Origin of the sequence: Castellaniella sp., from assembly GCF_041675725.1 — a bacterium.
Lineage (GTDB): Bacteria > Pseudomonadota > Gammaproteobacteria > Burkholderiales > Burkholderiaceae_B > Castellaniella.
The window spans coordinates 23,090-40,316 of record NZ_JBAYTI010000008.1 but is presented as its reverse complement, the minus strand read 5'-3'; the positions used below and the strand labels follow the sequence as shown (position 1 = coordinate 40,316).

Below are 17,227 nucleotides of genomic sequence, written 5' to 3'. Positions count from 1 at the left end.
TCACTATGAAACGTCTTTGCCTGATTCCACTGCTCTGCCTGGCGGGTTACGCTCAGGCGGCCGACTACGCCGTTGATCCAGACCATACGTATGTCACGTTCGAAGTGTTGCACCATGGCACGTCCACGGTGCGTGGGCGCTTCGACGCCATCGATGGCCAGATCCAGTTCGATCGCCAGGCCCGGGCCGGCCATGCGGCGATCCAGATCGACATGGCCTCCATCAATTCGGGCTCGGCCGGGTTCGACCAGCATCTCCAGGGCCCCGACTTCTTCAATGTGGCGCAGTACCCCACGGCGGTGTTCGAGTCGACCGCGTTCGTGTTCGATGGCGACACCCTGAGCGCGGTCGAGGGCTCTCTTCGCTTGCTGGGCCAGGCGCATCCCGTCACCCTGCAAGCAGTGCGTTTCAATTGTTACCAGAACGCACGTATCCAGCGCGAAGTCTGTGGCGGCGATTTCCAGGTCGATCTGCAGCGCAGCCAGTGGGGCATGGGGTTCGGCTTGCCCGGGATTCCGGATACCGTGCGCCTCCAGATCGAGATCGAAGGGGTGCGCCAGGGTTGAGGGTTCGGGGTGCATGCGGGGGTATTTCCGCCATTTTGCTAAAATGGCGGGTGTCGTCTTTGTGCCCGCCCATCATTCAGGAGTCAATTCATGGCAGAAATCAAACGCAACCGGCGCAATACCCTCGAACGCCGGTGTCTGGGCAAGTCCTTCAAACGCCTGTTCGTCGGTTCGCCCAAAGGGGTCTTCAAGATGCTCGAAAAGGTCAAGCGCGCCTGATCCCTTCTCCGTGCCCGCAGGGGCGTATGGTTTGCATACAATTCAGCCCTGCCACACGCCACGAATCGCGAGATTCGTGGTTTTTTTATGGCTATCATGATACGGATCGGCTGGTTCGCCCAGCCGCTGCCGTTTTCTGGACCGCAGGCCGCTTGGGTCTACAGCAGGGGTATCATGGGTAGCGACACCACATGGCGCCATTTGTTTTCCATCGTCACGCCCACCTACAATCGTGCACATACGCTAGAGCGGGTCTACCGTTCGCTGCAAGAGCAGTCCTATCAGGATTTCGAGTGGGTGGTGGTCGATGATGGCTCCACCGACGGCACGCGGCAGCGTGTCGAGGCGTGGCAGGCCGAAGCGGGTTTTCCCATTCGCTACGTCTGGCAGGCGCAGCAACACAAAAAAACGGCGCTGAATACGGGTATCCGTCAGGCGCGCGGCGAGTGGGTGGTCCTGCTCGACAGTGATGACGAGCTGGACTCCAGCGCCCTGTGCCACATGGCGCGGGCCTGGGAGGAAATCCCGTTGGATCGGCGCGCGCTGTTTGTGGGTATTACCGGCTTGTGCGCGCGGCCTGACGGCCAGGTCGTGGGCGATCCCTATCCGCTCGACGTCATGGATGCCACCCCCCTGGAGATGTATTTTCGCCATCGCGTCCGCGGCGAGAAATTCGGCTGCCTGCGTACCGATATCGTGCGCGGCTTTCCATTTCCAGAGGGCGTGGCCGGTTTCGTGCCCGAAAGCCTGGTCTGGCGCGCCATGGCCCGGGCCGGCTACCAGACACGTTTCGTCAACCAGGTGTTCAGGGTCTACCACGACAGCCCCGACAGCCTGACACGGCAGACGACGGCGGGCGACATGCGTGTTCTCGCGCCGGGGCTCTGGTTGCTGGCGCACGACACCCTGGACCAGTGCCTGGGCTGGTTTTATCAGCGCCCCTGGGCATTTTTTTCTGCGGCCGCGCGCTATACGCGCTTTGGTTTGCACTGGCGCAGCCTGGGCCTGCCCCGGCCGCTGGATTGTCGCCTGACCCGACCGGCGGCGCGCCTGCTGGTGGCGCTGGCCTGGCCGCTGGGCTTGGGGTTGTTTCTGCGCGACCAGGCGCCGCGATATGGGATGCGATCCAGGCCGCGCCATCCGGGCAGGCCGTGACGCTGCTCAGGCCAGGTCGTCGGCGTCGTCCGGGTCTTCTGGGGTCTCGGGTTCGGTTTCGGGTTCGGCGACGGCGAATGGCAGCAGGCTGGCCAGGTTGTCCGACCAGCCGGTTTCCTCGCCCTGGGCGCTGACCTTGATGTAGCGGATCTCGCTGTAGTCGCAGCGTTGTATCGCCCACAGAAGCGTGCATTCGATCATCTGGCCGTCGGTCAGGTCGAGCCCGCCGCAGCTGCCCGCAAAGTGCGCGCCCGGGCCGCCCACCTGGACGGGTGCCTCGGGCGCTTCGCCCGGCTGGAGCGGAATGGCGAACAGCGCCCATTCGTAGCCGGCCTCGGTTTCGGTAATGATCTCGGCGATGACGGGTTTGCCCATCCAGGCGGTCAGGGCATCGGCAGTGCGGCCCAGGAGGTCGGCGTCGGCGGCGGTGAATCCCAGCATGTGAAATATCGGTTGGCTCAGGATGGCGGTCGCCCCATTGTACGCTGCGGCGGGGGCGTCTTCGGGCCGATTTTTCGGGCTCGGCCTACAATCGGGGCTGCGTTCATTTTTGCAGGGTTGCACGATGGCACAGTATGTTTATTCGATGAATCGGGTGGGTAAGATCGTACCCCCCAAGCGCCAGATCTTGCGTGATATTTCCTTGTCTTTCTTTCCGGGCGCCAAGATTGGCGTGCTGGGCCTGAACGGGGCCGGCAAGTCCACGCTGCTACGCATCATGGCCGGCGAAGACAAAGAGATCGAGGGCGAGGCGATTCCCATGCCCGGTCTGCGCATCGGGTATTTGCCCCAGGAACCGCGCCTGGATCCGGCGCATACCGTGCGCCAGTCGGTGGAAGAAGGGCTGGGCGAGGTATTCGAAGCCCGCCGGCGGCTCGATGACGTGTATGCCGCCTACGCGGATCCCGATGCCGATTTCGATGCCCTGGCGACCGAGCAGGCCAGGCTGGAGGCTGTAATCGCCGCTGCGGCCAGCAGCGGCGCGGACGATCTGGAGACCCAGATGGAGATCGCGGCCGATGCCTTGCGGCTGCCGCCCTGGGACGCCAAGGTGGCCCATCTGTCGGGCGGCGAGAAACGGCGTGTCGCACTGTGTCGCTTGCTGCTGTCCAAGCCCGACATGCTGCTGCTCGACGAACCCACCAACCACCTGGATGCCGAATCGGTCGAGTGGCTCGAGGTCTTTTTGCGCCAGTTTCCAGGCACGGTCGTGGCCGTGACCCACGATCGCTATTTTCTGGACAATGCCGCCGAGTGGATTCTCGAACTGGATCGCGGGCATGGGATTCCCTGGAAGGGCAATTACACTTCCTGGCTCGAACAAAAAGAAGACCGTCTCCGGCACGAAGAAGCGTCCGAATCGGCGCGCCAGCGCACCATCCGCAAAGAACTCGAATGGGTGCGGCAAAATCCCAAGGGGCGCCAGGCCAAGGCCAAGGCGCGTCTGGCGCGTTTCGAGGAACTTTCATCTCACGAATACCAGAAGCGCAATGAAACGCAGGAAATCTTCATTCCGGTGGCCGAGCGCCTGGGCAACGAGGCCATCGAGTTCAAGAACGTCTCCAAGTCGTTTGGCGACCGCTTGTTGTTCGAAGACCTCAGTTTTCGCATTCCGCCCGGCGCCATCGTGGGTATCATCGGCCCCAACGGCGCGGGCAAGTCGACGCTGTTTCGCCTGATTGCGGGCCAGGAAGCGCCGGATTCGGGCGAGGTGTCGCTCGGGCAGACGGTCAAGTTGGCTTACGTGGATCAGTCGCGCGAGTCCCTGCCTGATGAAAAGACCGTTTTCGAGGCCATTTCCGATGGCGCCGACCTGCTGACGGTCGGGCGGTTCGAAATGCCGGCTCGGGCCTATCTGGGCCGCTTCAATTTCAGGGGCGGCGACCAGAACAAGCAGGTCGGCAAGCTGTCGGGCGGCGAGCGCGGGCGCCTGCACCTGGCCAAGACCCTGCTGACGGGCGGCAACGTACTGCTGCTGGATGAACCCTCGAACGACCTGGACGTGGAAACCTTGCGCGCGCTCGAAGACGCGCTGCTCGAGTTCGCCGGCAGTGTGCTGGTCATCAGTCATGACCGCTGGTTTCTGGATCGGATCGCCACGCACATACTGGCCTTCGAGGGCGATTCCCAGGTGGTGTTCTTCGATGGAAACTATCAGGAATACGAGGCCGACAAGAAGCGCCGGCTCGGGGAGGATGGCGCCCGCCCACGGCGCATTCGGTACAAGGCACTGAGATAGAAGGCGTATACGATAGAGATGGTGCTCTACGAATGGCTCGAGACCCCGGCGCATCCAGCCTTTCGAGAAATTCTCGCTTGGGTGAAAGCGCTTTGAGTCTGTTGTTACAAATGTCTGATTTGGACAGCATGCCTCACAGCTTTGTGTGTCATAAAGCCTTATAAAGAAAGTGTGTATTCAAAGCGTGTATTCGATAAGGAGAATGGCATGACCCAATGGATGAAATGGGGCGTGGGCTTCTTGCTGGTGGTGGCCATGGCCGGCTGCTCGTCCTGGGACAGCATGAGTCGCCGGCAGAAGTCGGCCGTCACGGGGGCCGGCATCGGTGGCGTCGCCGGGGCGGTGGTCTCGGATGGCGGGGTCCTTGGCACTCTGGGGGGCGCTGCCATCGGCGGCGTGATTGGCGACCAGATCGGGAAATAGCCGCAAGGTGCGACGGGTTGTCAGCCTGGCGGTCCGCCGCAAGGCCGATCGGCTGGCGCAGCGGATGGTGGGGGTCGTCGCATGGGTATTGGGGCCTCGCCGGAAGGCGCATAATGGAGCATCGGTCCGGCGCTGGGGTGGCGATGCGCCGCACGGCACCGGACGCTACCAGGAGACCCCATATGCCCGACTACAAAGCCCCTTTGCGCGACATCCGTTTCGTGCGCGATGAACTGCTGGGCTATGCCGAGCACTATCGGCAACTGCCCGGTTGCGAAGAAGCCAGCCCGGAGATGGTCGACGCCATCCTGGCCGAGTGCGCGCGCTTCGCCCAAGAGGTGCTGGCGCCGTTGAATGCCGTGGGAGATCGCGAAGGCTGCACCTGGTCGGCCGACGGGGTGCAGACCCCGGCCGGGTTCAGGGCGGCTTTCGAGCAGTACGTGGCCGGGGGTTGGCCGTCGCTCTCGCACGAGACCGTCCATGGCGGACAAGGCCTGCCCGATTCGCTCGACATGGCGGTGCGCGAACTCATCGGAGAGGCCAATTGGGCCTGGGGCATGTATCCGGGCCTGTCGCAGGGCGCCATGAACACCCTCAAGGCACATGGTACGCCCGAGCAGCAGAAAACCTATCTCGAACCGCTGGTGGCGGGGCGCTGGACCGCGACCATGTGCCTGACCGAGCCGCAGTGCGGCACGGACCTGGGGTTGCTGCGCACGCGCGCCGAGCCTCAGGCCGACGGCAGTTATCGGGTAACGGGGGGCAAGATCTTCATTTCGGCGGGCGAGCACGATCTGGCTGAAAACATCGTCCATATCGTGCTGGCGCGCTTGCCGGATGCGCCGGCCGGAACGCAGGGGATTTCGCTGTTCATCGTGCCCAAGCACTTGCCCGATGCCCAGGGCCGTCCAGGGGAGCGCAATCGGGTCACCTGCGGCGCGATCGAACATAAGATGGGCATCCATGGCAACGCCACGTGCGTGATGAATTTCGACGGGGCCACGGGGTTTCTCATCGGCGAGCCCAACCGGGGCCTGCATGCCATGTTCACTTTCATGAACATGGCGCGGCTGGGCACGGCACTGCAGGGCCTGGCTCACGCCGAGGTCGCCTGGCAGGGGGCGCGCGCCTATGCCCTGCAGCGCCGCCAGGGGCGTGCGTTGGGTGGTCCGGCGCAACCCGACGAACCGGCCGACCTCATCATCGTGCACCCAGACGTGCGTCGCATGCTGTTGACCATCCGCGCCTTTGCCGAAGGCAACCGGGCCTTGTTGTATTTTGCGGCGCAACAGGTCGACCTCCAGCGCTTCTGCGCGGATGCAGCGCAGCGCGAGCAGGCTGGAACGCTGCTGGGCTTTCTCACGCCCATCGCCAAGGCCTTCATGACCGAGACTGGCTTCGAAGCCGCCAATCTGGGGCTGCAGGTCTGGGGCGGGCATGGCTACATCACCGAAAATGGCATGGAACAGAACGTGCGCGACAGCCGCATATCCTGCCTCTATGAGGGCACGACCGGGGTGCAGGCACTCGATTTGCTCGGCCGCAAGGTGCTGCTCTCGCAGGGGGAATCCTTGCGCCTGTTCACCCGCATCGTGCACAAGTTCTGCCAGTCACAGGCGGGCAACCCGGCGTTGTCGGGGCTTATCGCGCCGCTGGCCGATCTGAACAAGGAGTGGGGCGAGCTCACGCAGCAGATCGGGATGTCGGCGCTGGCCGACCGGGAAGCCGTGGGTGCGGCCGCCTATGATTATCTGATGTACTCGGGCTATGCGGTGCTGGCGTATTTCTGGGCCGACATGGCCCGCGAGGCGGCCGCCCGGCTGGCCGCTGGTACCGAAGAGCCTGTGTTCTACCAAGCCAAGGTGGACACGGCCCATTTTTATTACGCGCGCATCCTGCCGCGCACGCGCGCCCACGCGGCCGCCATGCTCGCCGGGCCGGCACCGCTGATGGGCCTGCCCGAAGCATCTTTCGCGCTCGGGGCGGATCTGTAACCGCCGGCCACCGGCGCCGGCCAGCCGCTGGTACGGGTACACTGCCGCTATCCGACCCTGTTTCCGAACCATGCTGCTCACCCTGCTCAATATCGTATTGCCCGTGTTCGCCGTGGCAACGCTGGGCTTTTTGTTTGGCCGCAAGCCGGCCCGCAAGCCCGACATGGCATTCATCAATCATGCCAATGTCATGGTGTTCTGCCCGGCGCTGGTGTTTAGCGCATTGCTGGACAATCCCATGGACCTCACGCGGGGCTGGCCGCTCATCGTGGCCGGGGTGCTGATCATTCTGCTGCCCGGCTTGCTGCTGGCGTTCATTCGCGTGCGCGGCATGAGCCGGCCCGCCTTCCTGGTGCCGGGCATGTTCCGCAACACAGGCAACATCGGGATTCCGCTGATGATGCTGGCCTACGGCCGGCACATGCTGGGCGATATCGTCATCTTGTTCGTGCTGTCGAACCTGGTCAATTTTTCGATCGGCCTGTACCTGCTTTCGCGCGGCCGCAGCCGCTGGATGTGGCTGCGCAATCCGAATATCTGGGCGGCTCTGGCCGGCATTGCCGCAGCGCCCCTGAAAGACTGGCTGCCGGGGTTCTTCGTCACCACCGTCGACCTGACGGGGCAGATCGCCATCCCGCTGATGTTGTTCGGCCTGGGGGTCCGCCTGGCGCAAGACCGGATCCAGCACATCCGGCTGGCCTTGTACGTCAACGTGCTGTATCTGGTGGCCAGCCTGCTGTCGCTGCCGGTCATTCTGCTGCTGCTGCCCCTGACGCCCGAATGGACCCGTCTGCTGGTCTTGTGCATCATGCTGCCGCCGGCCGTGCTCAATTATCTGCTGGCGGAACAGTATCAGGCCGATCCCGGCGTGGTGGCAAGCGTGGTATTGCTGGGCAACGTGATGTCGGTGGTCACGATCCCGCTGGTGGTCTGGGTGACCCTGACCTGTATATGACCCAAGGCGGCCACCCAAGGCGCGGCTGCTGGCGCGGTGCCGCCGCGGGCCGGGCCTTATCGTGCCGCTGCGGGGCGTGCCCCGCCGTCAGCGGGCTTCGGCCTGTTGCGGCATCTCGATCTTGACTTCGAGTACCTCGAGGGCGTCCTGGCGCTCGAGGTTGACCGTGATGTCCTCGGGGTTGATGTGCACGTATTTCGAGATGACGGCGATCAGTTCTTTTTGCAGGTCGGCCAGGAAATCGGGGCCGTTGCGCCCGCTGCGCTCGTTGATGAGGATGAGCTGCAGGCGGTCTTTGGCGATGCTGGCCGAGGCCTTTTTCTGCCCGCGAAAAAAATCGAAAAAGGACATGCTCATTTGCTCCCGAACAGGCGTTTGAACAGGCCCGGCTTTTCGTAGTCGACGAATCGCAAGGGCTTTTCTTCACCCAGGTAGCGCGCCACCACGTCGGCGTAGGCCTGGGCGACGTCGGAGTCTTTCAGGTGAATGGCCGGGATGCCCTGGTTGGACGCCTGCAGTACGGATTCGGATTCGGGGATGACGCCGATCAGGCGAATGCGCAGGATGTCTTCGATGTCGCGCAGCGACAGCATTTCGCCTTCGGACACCCGTTTCGGGTTGTAGCGCGTGAGCAGCAAGTGCTCTTGCACCGGCTGCTCGCCCCGTTCGGCTCGGCGGGACTTGGCTGACAGGATGCCCAGGATGCGATCGGAGTCGCGCACCGAGGAGACTTCGGGGTTGGTGACCACCAGCGCATCGTCGGCGAAGTAGGCCGCCATGATGGCGCCGGTTTCTATGCCGGCCGGTGAATCACAGACGATGTACTCGAAATCCATGGCTGCCAGGTCTTCGAGGACTTTTTCCACCCCTTCGCGCGTGAGGGCGTCTTTGTCGCGCGTTTGCGAGGCCGGCAGAATGTACAGGTTGTCGAGCTGCTTGTCGCGGATCAGCGCCTGATTGAGGGTGGCGTCGCCCTGGATGACGTTGACGAAGTCGTACACGACCCGCCGTTCACAGCCCATGATCAGGTCCAGGTTGCGCAGGCCGACGTCGAAGTCGATGACGACAGTCTTGTGGCCGCGTAGCGCGAGGCCGGCCGAGAAACTGGCGCTGGTGGTGGTTTTTCCCACCCCTCCCTTGCCGGATGTGACAACGACGATGCGCGACATGGAATACCCCGTAGTGAAAATTTTATATGGTAAAGGAAAATCAGCCGGTCAGGGCGCGGATCCGCAGGGTCTCGCCATCCAGTTCGATGCGGGCCCCCTGCTTGTGCAGTGAATCGGGCGTCTGGGTCTCGAAGACCCGGTATACCCCGGCAATGGCCAGCAGTTCGGGTTCGAAGCAGGTGGTCAGGATCATGGCCTGTGCGTTGCCCCGCGCCCCTGCCATGGCCTTGCCCCGCAGCGGCCCGTAGACGTGGATGTGGCCATCGGCGATGACTTCGGCCCCCTGGCTGACCATGCCCAGCACGATGAGGTCGCAGCCGCGGGCATAGATGCGCTGCCCCGAACGCAGCGGCTGGCGCACGATGAGGGTCTCGGCGGCTGTGCCGGGGTCGGCCGCCCGGGGCTGGCCGGTCTTGCCGGTATCGGTCGGGTCGGGTGTGGCGGCGGGTGCGGCCGTGCGTGACGCCGACAGTTCGAGCGGTGCCAGGCCAGCGGTTTGCCAGGCGTCGTCTTGCAGGTTGGCAGCGGCGTGCACGCCGATCGGATGCAGCTGTGCGGCGCGCATGGCCGCCACCAGCGCAGCCCAGTTGGGCGCCTGGGTGAGCGTCGTGGCATCCAGGACCACGGATTCGTGCTCATAGAAGCTGCCGGCTTCACGCATGCGCTGGTTCAGGGCGGCGATCAGTTCGACGGTGTCGGAAGTATGCAGGACGGCGCGCAGCGTGTGCAGGGTGGCGCTTTTGAAGTCCAGTGCGGTTGCGGTTTTGTTCATGTGCGGGCCCAGGTGTCGCGCAGGGTGACGGAACGGTTCAGGATCGGCTGCTCGGGGGTGGACAGTTCGCGGTCGGCCACGAAATAGCCCAGACGCTCGAACTGCCAGGCGGCGCCTGGCGTGGCGCGTACACCCGGCTCTAGCAGGCCCTGGACGACGCGATAGGAATCGGGGTTGATGAGCTGCAGGAAGTCGCGCTGGCCGGCGTCGGGGTGCGCATCCAGGAACAGCCGGTCGTAGAGGCGGAATTCGGCCGCAATGGCGTGTGCCGCGCTGATCCACGTCATGGTGCCCTTGACCTTGACGGCATCGGCGCCCGGGGTGCCGCTGCGGGTGTCCGGAAGGTACTCGGCTTGAACCTCGATGACTTCGCCGTGTTCGTTTCGTGTGCAGCCGGTGCACCGTACCACCCAGGCGTACTTCAGGCGCACCAGGTTGCCCGGGAACAGCCGGAAGTATTTCTTCGGCGGGTCTTCGCGGAAGTCGTCGCGCTCGATGTAGAGTTCTCGGGTGAACGGAAAGTGCCGTCGGGGGCCATCGGGATCGTGCGGGTTGAGAGGCGCACTGCAGGTTTCGGCGTGGTCGGCCGGGAAGTTCGTGATCACCAGCCGGATCGGATCGAGAATGGCCACCGCGCGGTCGGCGGTTGGGTCGAGATCATCGCGCAGGGCCTGCTCGAGCACGTGGTACCCGATGCGTGAATCGGCCTTGGTGACCCCCAGGCGCTCGCAGAAGAGCCGGATCGATGCGGGCGTGTAGCCGCGCCGGCGCAGCCCGGCCAGCGTCGGCAGGCGGGGGTCGTCCCAGCCTGCGACGTGGCCTTCGAGCACCAGCTGGCGCAGCTTGCGCTTGCTGGTCACGACATATTCGAGATTCAGGCGGGCAAATTCATATTGATGGGGCAGAGGCTCGGCGAGCTGGCCCAGTTCGACCAGGCGTTGCAGGATCCAGTCGTAGAATGGCCGCTGGTCTTCGAACTCGAGCGTGCAGATGCTGTGCGTGATGCCCTCGAGGGCGTCTTCGACCGGGTGGGCCCAGCTGTACATGGGATAGATGCACCAGGTGTTGCCCGTGCGATGGTGCTCTGCGTGGCGGATCCGGTAGAGCACCGGGTCGCGCAGGTTGATGTTGGGCGACGCCATGTCGATGCGTGCCCGCAAGGCCATGCGCCCGTTGGGATGGCGCCCTGCGCGCATCTCGCGCAACAGGCGCAGGGATTCTGCGGCCGGGCGGTTTCGCCAGGGCGAGTCGGTGCCGGCTTCGGTCAGGGTACCGCGCGTTTGGCGCATCTGTTCGGCGGATTGCTCGTCTACATAGGCGTGGCCGGCCTGCACCAGCGCCTCGGCAAACGCATACATGGTCTCGAAGTAGTCGCTGGCATAGTAGCAGTGCTCGGTGCCGTCGACGGACCATTCGAAGCCCAGCCAGTGCACCATCTCGATGATGGCGCGCACGTATTCGTCTTCTTCTTTCTCGGGGTTGGTGTCATCGAAGCGCAGGTGGCAGATGCCGGCGTAATCTTTGGCCAGGCCGAAGTTCAGGCAGATGCTTTTGGCGTGGCCAATATGCAGGTAGCCATTGGGTTCGGGCGGAAACCGCGTGCGGATCCGCGCCGGGTCGGGGGCTGCCGCCTGGCGAAGGGCGGCGGTGGCAGGCGGGGGCGCCCAGCGACGGTTTTCAAGATGGCCGGATTTCAGGTCATTTTCGATGATATTGCGTAGAAAATTCGTACTGGGCGCTGTTTCTGTGGTCATGGTGCTCAACTGGCTCTAAACTAGCGCACATTATGACGCAAACCGCTTGGGTTCTGTCGCTGTCCCAGTTTTTCCTGAGCCTTGGCTTCATGCTGTTTTTTCTGGCGCTCGAACTGGGGCTGGCCTGGATACTGTTTGCCTTGCGCCTGCGGGCCCGCCGGGGCGGTGCGGCGATGCTCGCGTACCGGTTCTGGGTACGGGTGTTCGCCTTGTCCCTGGTCATGGGGTTTGCGGCGGCCCTGCCGCTGCTCTTGCAGTTGGGGGCCTTGTGGCCCGGGCTCATGGATCGGGCCGGGGCTGTCATCGGGCCTCTGGCAGGCATGGCCGTGCTGACGGCCTTTTTTTTCAAGTCTTGTTTTTTGGGCGCCATGCTCTACGGCCAGCGGCGCATGTCGTATACCGCCCATGTGCTGGTGGTCGGCATGGTGGCCCTGGGATCCAGCCTGACGGCCTGGTGGGTGATGGTGCTGCTTGCCTGGCTGCAGTGGCCCGTCGGTGCCAGTGTGGATGACGGCGTGTGGCAGCTGGCCGGCTGGTGGTCCCTGTCCACGGGGGGGGCTGCGCCCACTCTGTTCATGCTGTTTCTGGCCGGCGGCCTGTTGCTGGCCCTGACGTTGATGCTGTCCCTGACGGCCGTGCGCACGCTCCGGCGCCCCAGCGACGAAGGCGACCGCAGCGTCTTTGCGGCGGGGCTGTGGGGGCTGCCGGTGATGATCATCCTGCAGGCGCTGTGGGCCGCGCAGCTGGGGCGTATCCTGTTGGCCGTGCAGCCTGCCCGGCTGGCAGCCGTGGTGTCCCAGTGGTCCAGCGGCCTGCCCGAGCCGGTGTTGTGGTGGTCTTGGCCGACCCGCACCGCCAGCGACGTCTATGCGCGGATTTTCCTGCGCGACTGGACGCCCTGGCTGGGGTTTACGCCCCAGGCCAGCATTGCCGGCCTGAACGATCTGGCCGGCCTGGCGCCCCCCTGGGGGCTGACTTTTTTTTCGGCGCGCCTGGCGGTGATCCTGTCTGGTCTGTTGCTGCTGTGTGCGGTGGCCGCCTTATGGCGGGGCCACCGGCTTGGTTATGAGCCCGATGGCCTGTCCCGGGGTCACCGCCGTGTGCTGCGGGCGCTGGTGTGGTTGGCGCTGGGCCTGCAGCTGGTGGGCTGGGGGCATTTGCTGATCGGCAACCTGCCCTATGCTGTGCAGGGCAGCCTGATGCTGCGCGATGCGGCCGCATCCGTAAGTGAATCCCTGCTGTGGCTGGTCTTCATACTGCAGATACTGGTGTATGGGGCTCTGGGGCTGGGCTTTCGCCAGCTGCTGCAGCATGCGTCACGCTATGGCGTGGTGCCGGTGGTCCGCCACAGGGGGCACGCATGATCGACTCTCTGGCGGGTCTGCTGGGTCTGGGGGCTACGGATCCAGCCTTCTGGATGCCCCTGGCGCTCATGGGCGTCCTGATGGTGACGGTGGTGGCCGGCGTGCTGCTCGATGGTTTCGATATCGGCGTCGGGTGCCTGCTCTGGGTGGCACCGGCCCGTCTCAGGGGGCGCATGTTGTCGCTGCTCAGCCCCTGGCGCGACGCGAACGAATATTGGCTGTTGCTGGGCCTGGGGCTGTTTGCGGCCGCCTTTCCGGGGGCCTGGTCCAGGACGTTGGGCCAGTTGTATCTGCCCCTCTCCATGCTCGCCATCGGTACCCTGCTGCGTTCGGTTTGCTTCGAATGCCGCCTGCGGGCGCCGGTCGAGCAACAAGGGCCCTGGTCGTTCGGGTTCGCGGCAGGCGCGGTGATGGTGGCGTTTTCACATGGCTACCTGTTGGCCCGGGTGGTATCGGCCTATGAGGCCGGGGTGGGCCCGGCCGGCTTCGCCCTGCTCATGGGGGTGTGTTCGCTGGCGACCTACGCGCTGCTGGGGGCGGCCTGGCTCATCATGCGCGAGGCGGGCGAGCTGCGGATCCGGGCGGTGGGCTGGGCCCGGCGCACGCTGCGTTGGGGGGCCGTGGGCGTCATGGGGATTTCCGTCGTGCTCGATTTTTCCAACGCGGGTGTGTTCCTCAAGTGGGGGGATGGCCAGCATTGGGGGGCGGTCGGCCTGGTCTGGGGGATATTGCTGGCCTGCTTCGTGCTGGCAGAGATGCTGTTGCAGCGCATGATCAACCACAGCTATCGGGCCACGGCCTTGCCGTATGGGCTGGTGCTGGTCATTCTGGTGCTGATGCTGGGCGGGCTGGCATACAGTTTCTTCCCCTACCTGGTGCTCGACGAGATCACCCTGTGGGATGCGGCCGCGCCGGTGGCGATCTTGCAGCTTGCCCTGAGCGCAACCGTAGTGGCCCTGCCGGTGGCGATCATTTTCAACTTGCGCGTCTATTGGCGGGTGCTGGGGCAGTCCCGCCCGCCCGATCTTCCCGATTTTTCCGGCAAGTGGTAGCATAGATTCAATCTACTGGATATCGATACAGTCTTTCCATGGTCATACAGGCCGACACCCTCTCCACCACCGCCCAGGCGCGCCTGGTGGCCCCCGACCTGGTCTCGCCCGCCGAAGACTCCCTCGAACGCGCCCTGCGGCCCAAGGCGCTGGCCGACTACGTCGGTCAGCGCCGGGTCTGCGATCAGCTCGACATCTTCATCCAGGCGGCGCGCGGTCGCGGCGAGGCACTCGATCACGTGCTGCTGTTTGGCCCACCAGGGCTGGGCAAGACCACGCTGGCACACATCGTGGCCCATGAAATGCAGGTCCAGTTGCGGCAAACCTCGGGCCCGGTGCTCGAACGCCCCGGCGACCTGGCCGCCATGCTCACCAACCTGGAACGCAACGACGTCCTGTTCATCGATGAAATCCACCGCCTGTCGCCGGTGGTCGAAGAAATCCTCTATCCAGCCCTCGAAGACTTCCAGATCGACATTCTCATTGGCGAAGGGCCCGCGGCCCGCAGCGTCAAAATCGATCTGCAGCCGTTCACGCTGGTCGGGGCCACCACCCGGGCGGGCATGCTCACCAATCCCCTGCGCGACCGCTTCGGCATTGTTTCACGGCTCGAATTCTATTCGCCCGAAGACCTTACCCATATCGTGCAGCGCAGTGCCAGCCTGCTTGGGGTACAGACCAGTCCGGACGGCGCCGCCGAAATCGCCCGGCGTTCGCGCGGCACGCCACGCATCGCCAACCGTCTGTTGCGCCGCGTGCGCGATTATGCCGATGTCCGGGCCCAGGGGCAGATCGACGTCCCGGTCGCCCAGGCCGCCCTGGCCCTGCTCGAGGTCGATCCCAGCGGCCTCGACCTCATGGACCGCAAGCTGCTCGAAGCCGTGGTGCACAAGTTCGATGGCGGTCCGGTCGGGGTCGACAGCCTGGCCGCGGCCATTGGCGAAGAACGGGACACCATCGAAGACGTGATCGAGCCCTATCTCATCCAGCACGGGTATCTGCAGCGTACGCCGCGCGGGCGCATGGCCACTCGGCGGTGCTGGCAGCACCTGGGGTTGCAGGCGCCGTCCGCCGGGCCCGGCGCGGCGCAATTATTCTGATTCGCCGGCCTCTGGCTCGTCGGCTTCCCGCACGCATGCCAGTACCGCCGGGCCATACGCCGTGCGCTTGTGGGCGCCCACACCACTGATGTGGCTCAGGGCCTCCAGTGTCTCGGGCTTTGCAAGGGCGATCTCGCGCAGCGTGGCATCATTGAAAATCACATAGGCCGGCTTGCCGTGTTCTCGGGCCAATTGGGCGCGCCAGTGGCGCAGGCGTTCGAAGCACCGGCGCGCCTGGGCGGGCAGGTCCTCGAGCTGGGCACGGGTCGTGGTGCGCTGCGTGCGTTTCGTCCGCGCTGGGGCTCGTGCCACCGGGCGCAGCATCAGCGTGCGCTCGCCCTTGAGCACCGGCCGGCTGGCTTCGGTCAGCGCCAGAGTGCCGTAGCCTTCGAGGTCGACCGACAGCAGGCCCAGCGCCAGGGCCTGGCGCAATACGCTGCGCCAGGCGTCCACGGACAGAGCCGCACCGACGCCAAATACACTGAGCGTATCGTGGCCCTGCTGCAGCACCCGCTCGGTGCGCTGCCCACGCAGGATGTCGATCAGGTGGCCGCTGCCATAGCGTTGCCCGCGTTCGCGCCACAGCCGGTATACGGTCGAGAGCAGCTTCTGCATGGCCACCGTCCCGTCCCAGGCCGTGGGGGGGTCCAGGCAGGTGTCGCAGTGCCCGCAGGGTTCGATCGTTTCTTCGAAATACGCCAGCAGGGCCTGGCGCCGGCAGTGCACGGTTTCACACAGGGCCAGCATGGCATCCAGCTGGCGCACCTGGCGCCGCTGGTGCAGGCTGTCGCCTTCGGACTCGTCGATCATGCGCCGCTGTTGGACCACATCCTGCAGGCCATACGCCAGCCAGGCATCGGCGGGCAAGCCATCCCGGCCCGCGCGCCCGGTTTCCTGGTAATAGCCTTCGATGGACTTCGGCATGTCGATATGCGCCACGAAGCGTACGTCCGGTTTGTTCACCCCCATGCCGAAGGCGATGGTGGCGACCATGATGACGCCGTCTTCGCGCAGGAAACGCGCCTGATGGGTTGCCCGCACGGCAGCGCTCAGGCCGGCGTGGTAGGGCAGTGCCGTCATGCCGTGGTCGCACAGGTATTGTGCGGTCTGCTCGACCCGCGTGCGGGACAGCGCGTAGACGATTCCGCATTCCCCCCGGTGTGCCTCGCGGATGAAATCGAACAGTTGGCGCCGGACGTCATGCTTTTCGACGATGGTGTAGTACAGGTTGGGCCGATCGAAACTGGCCAGATACTGCGGCGCATTCTGCAGGGCCAGGCACTGGACGATGTCCGCGCGTGTCGCAGCCGTCGCCGTGGCGGTGAGTGCGATCCGCGGGACGTCCGGCCAGCGCTCGGCCAGAACGCCCAGCGCCTGATATTCTGGGCGGAAATCGTGGCCCCACTGCGATACGCAATGCGCTTCATCGATGGCGAACAAGGCGATTGGCCCGGCGGCGAGCAGGTCCAGGCAGCGGGGCGTGAGCAGGCGTTCAGGCGCAACGTACAACAGATCCAGGCGGCCCTGAAGGAAATCGCGCTCCACCGCCTGCGACTCGGCCAGGGTCTGGGTCGAGTTCAGAAAGGCCGCGCGCACACCGAGTTCCTGGAGGGCGTCCACCTGGTCCTGCATCAGCGCGATCAGCGGCGATATCACCACGCCCGCGCCGGGCCGCAGCAGCGCCGGTACCTGGTAGCAGAGCGATTTGCCGCCGCCCGTGGGCATCAATACCAGGGCGTGGCCACCCTGAGTGACGTGTTCGATGACGGCGTGCTGCTGGCCGCGAAATTGCTCGTATCCGAATGTATCGCGCAGGACGTGCAGGGCAGCGTCCACGCCGGTGGGGGTGTCGACCTGCATCAGGCGCGTGCCAGGCTTTTCAGGGCCTGCCGAATGCGCTCAGCCACGCTCAGGCTGCGGTCCAGGCCCCCCACGGCCTTGCGCGCTTCCTGGGCGGAATACCCCAGGGCCAGCAAGGCATGCACGACGTCGTGATCGGCCGAGGGCGCGGTGGGGTTGGCCTGGCTGGCTGACAGCCGCTCTCCGGGCGCATCGAGCTTGTCGCGCAGTTCGAGGAGCAGCCGCTCCGCGGTCTTTTTGCCGATTCCGGGCACTTTGATGAGCCGGCCGGATTCCTGTTGCTGGATGGCGTCGACCAGGTCTTCCACGCTCAGGCCTGAGAGCAGCGCCAGCGCGGTGCGCGCGCCGATGCCGGTGACCTTGATCAGGGCCCGGAACGTGTTGCGTTCGGCAGCCGAGGCGAACCCATACAGGACATGCGCATCGTCGCGGATGGCGAGATGGGTGTAGAGGCTCACGCTTTGCCCGACCGCGGGCAGCTTGTAGAGCGTGCTCATCGGCACGTCGAGTTCATAACCCACCCCGCCGACCAGCACGCACAGGCTCGGTGGTGCCAGTTCGACCAGGGTACCCGTGAGACGACCAATCATCGTGGACTCCGTGAA

General features: G+C 64.9%; 17 protein-coding genes. 10 read left to right on the top strand and 7 right to left on the bottom strand.

Annotated elements, in window-relative coordinates; all coding sequences use genetic code 11:
• The first annotated feature begins 5 nt into the window (after positions 1-5).
• The 3 genes from WCZ84_RS02785 (at position 6) to WCZ84_RS02775 (ending at position 1,940) form a co-directional block, all read left to right on the top strand.
• Positions 6-566, top strand: a complete 561-nt coding sequence (locus WCZ84_RS02785) for a YceI family protein (RefSeq protein WP_372684734.1) — start codon at positions 6-8, stop codon at positions 564-566.
• 90 nt (positions 567-656) lie between these two features.
• Entirely contained in the window at positions 657-785 is a 129-nt protein-coding gene (locus tag WCZ84_RS02780) for a hypothetical protein (RefSeq protein WP_372684733.1), read from the top strand.
• A gap of 174 nt (positions 786-959) precedes the next feature.
• Positions 960-1,940 (top strand): glycosyltransferase family 2 protein, encoded by a 981-nt coding sequence (locus WCZ84_RS02775; protein ID WP_372684732.1) that lies wholly within the window; start codon positions 960-962, stop codon positions 1,938-1,940.
• A 6-nt stretch (positions 1,941-1,946) separates the two neighbouring features.
• On the opposite strand, the gene WCZ84_RS02770 is transcribed toward WCZ84_RS02775, so the two are convergent.
• A complete protein-coding gene (locus WCZ84_RS02770; protein ID WP_372684731.1) occupies positions 1,947-2,381 on the bottom strand; it encodes a hypothetical protein in 435 nt (144 codons plus the stop codon).
• A gap of 124 nt (positions 2,382-2,505) precedes the next feature.
• Here WCZ84_RS02770 and ettA point away from each other — a divergent pair, with 124 nt between their 5' ends.
• From ettA to WCZ84_RS02750, 4 genes are all read left to right on the top strand, one after another.
• Positions 2,506-4,179 carry an energy-dependent translational throttle protein EttA gene (gene ettA, locus WCZ84_RS02765; RefSeq protein WP_372684730.1) on the top strand — a complete coding sequence of 558 codons (1,674 nt, stop codon included), beginning with the start codon at positions 2,506-2,508 and terminating at the stop codon, positions 4,177-4,179.
• 207 nt (positions 4,180-4,386) lie between these two features.
• Positions 4,387-4,602, top strand: a complete 216-nt coding sequence (locus WCZ84_RS02760) for a glycine zipper 2TM domain-containing protein (protein ID WP_372684729.1) — start codon at positions 4,387-4,389, stop codon at positions 4,600-4,602.
• Between the two features lie 182 nt (positions 4,603-4,784).
• Positions 4,785-6,596, top strand: a complete 1,812-nt coding sequence (locus tag WCZ84_RS02755; RefSeq protein ID WP_372684728.1) for an acyl-CoA dehydrogenase C-terminal domain-containing protein — start codon at positions 4,785-4,787, stop codon at positions 6,594-6,596.
• A gap of 70 nt (positions 6,597-6,666) precedes the next feature.
• Positions 6,667-7,551: an AEC family transporter gene (locus WCZ84_RS02750; RefSeq protein WP_372684727.1), complete on the top strand. Its 885-nt coding sequence runs from the start codon at positions 6,667-6,669 to the stop codon at positions 7,549-7,551.
• A gap of 87 nt (positions 7,552-7,638) precedes the next feature.
• On the opposite strand, the gene minE is transcribed toward WCZ84_RS02750, so the two are convergent.
• From minE to WCZ84_RS02730, 4 genes are read right to left on the bottom strand one after another with little or no spacing between them, the layout of a single operon-like run.
• A complete protein-coding gene (gene minE, locus WCZ84_RS02745; RefSeq protein WP_372684726.1) occupies positions 7,639-7,902 on the bottom strand; it encodes a cell division topological specificity factor MinE in 264 nt (87 codons plus the stop codon).
• Positions 7,903-7,904: 2 nt separating this feature from the next.
• On the bottom strand, positions 7,905-8,720 hold the full coding sequence (gene minD, locus WCZ84_RS02740) for a septum site-determining protein MinD (protein ID WP_372684725.1): 816 nt from the start codon (positions 8,718-8,720) through the stop codon (positions 7,905-7,907).
• A gap of 40 nt (positions 8,721-8,760) precedes the next feature.
• Positions 8,761-9,492 (bottom strand): septum site-determining protein MinC, encoded by a 732-nt coding sequence (minC, locus tag WCZ84_RS02735; RefSeq protein WP_372684724.1) that lies wholly within the window; start codon positions 9,490-9,492, stop codon positions 8,761-8,763.
• A complete protein-coding gene (locus tag WCZ84_RS02730) occupies positions 9,489-11,246 on the bottom strand; it encodes a glutamine--tRNA ligase/YqeY domain fusion protein (protein ID WP_372684723.1) in 1,758 nt (585 codons plus the stop codon). The genes minC and WCZ84_RS02730 overlap by 4 nt, the downstream gene beginning before the upstream one ends.
• A 32-nt stretch (positions 11,247-11,278) precedes the next feature.
• Here WCZ84_RS02730 and WCZ84_RS02725 point away from each other — a divergent pair, with 32 nt between their 5' ends.
• From WCZ84_RS02725 to ruvB, 3 genes are read left to right on the top strand one after another with little or no spacing between them, the layout of a single operon-like run.
• Positions 11,279-12,610 carry a cytochrome ubiquinol oxidase subunit I gene (locus tag WCZ84_RS02725; protein ID WP_372684722.1) on the top strand — a complete coding sequence of 444 codons (1,332 nt, stop codon included), beginning with the start codon at positions 11,279-11,281 and terminating at the stop codon, positions 12,608-12,610.
• Positions 12,607-13,662, top strand: coding sequence for a cytochrome d ubiquinol oxidase subunit II (locus WCZ84_RS02720; RefSeq protein WP_372684721.1), 1,056 nt, complete (start codon positions 12,607-12,609; stop codon positions 13,660-13,662). Before WCZ84_RS02725 ends, WCZ84_RS02720 begins: the two co-directional genes overlap by 4 nt.
• A gap of 38 nt (positions 13,663-13,700) precedes the next feature.
• Positions 13,701-14,762 (top strand): Holliday junction branch migration DNA helicase RuvB, encoded by a 1,062-nt coding sequence (gene ruvB, locus WCZ84_RS02715; protein WP_372684720.1) that lies wholly within the window; start codon positions 13,701-13,703, stop codon positions 14,760-14,762.
• On the opposite strand, the gene recQ is transcribed toward ruvB, so the two are convergent.
• Positions 14,754-16,622, bottom strand: coding sequence for a DNA helicase RecQ (recQ, locus tag WCZ84_RS02710; RefSeq protein ID WP_372684719.1), 1,869 nt, complete (start codon positions 16,620-16,622; stop codon positions 14,754-14,756). The genes ruvB and recQ overlap by 9 nt on opposite strands.
• The gene (gene ruvA, locus WCZ84_RS02705; protein WP_372684718.1) at positions 16,622-17,212 is read right to left on the bottom strand and encodes a Holliday junction branch migration protein RuvA; all 591 of its coding nucleotides are present in this window, start codon (positions 17,210-17,212) and stop codon (positions 16,622-16,624) included. Before ruvA ends, recQ begins: the two co-directional genes overlap by 1 nt.
• Positions 17,213-17,227: the final 15 nt, after the last annotated feature.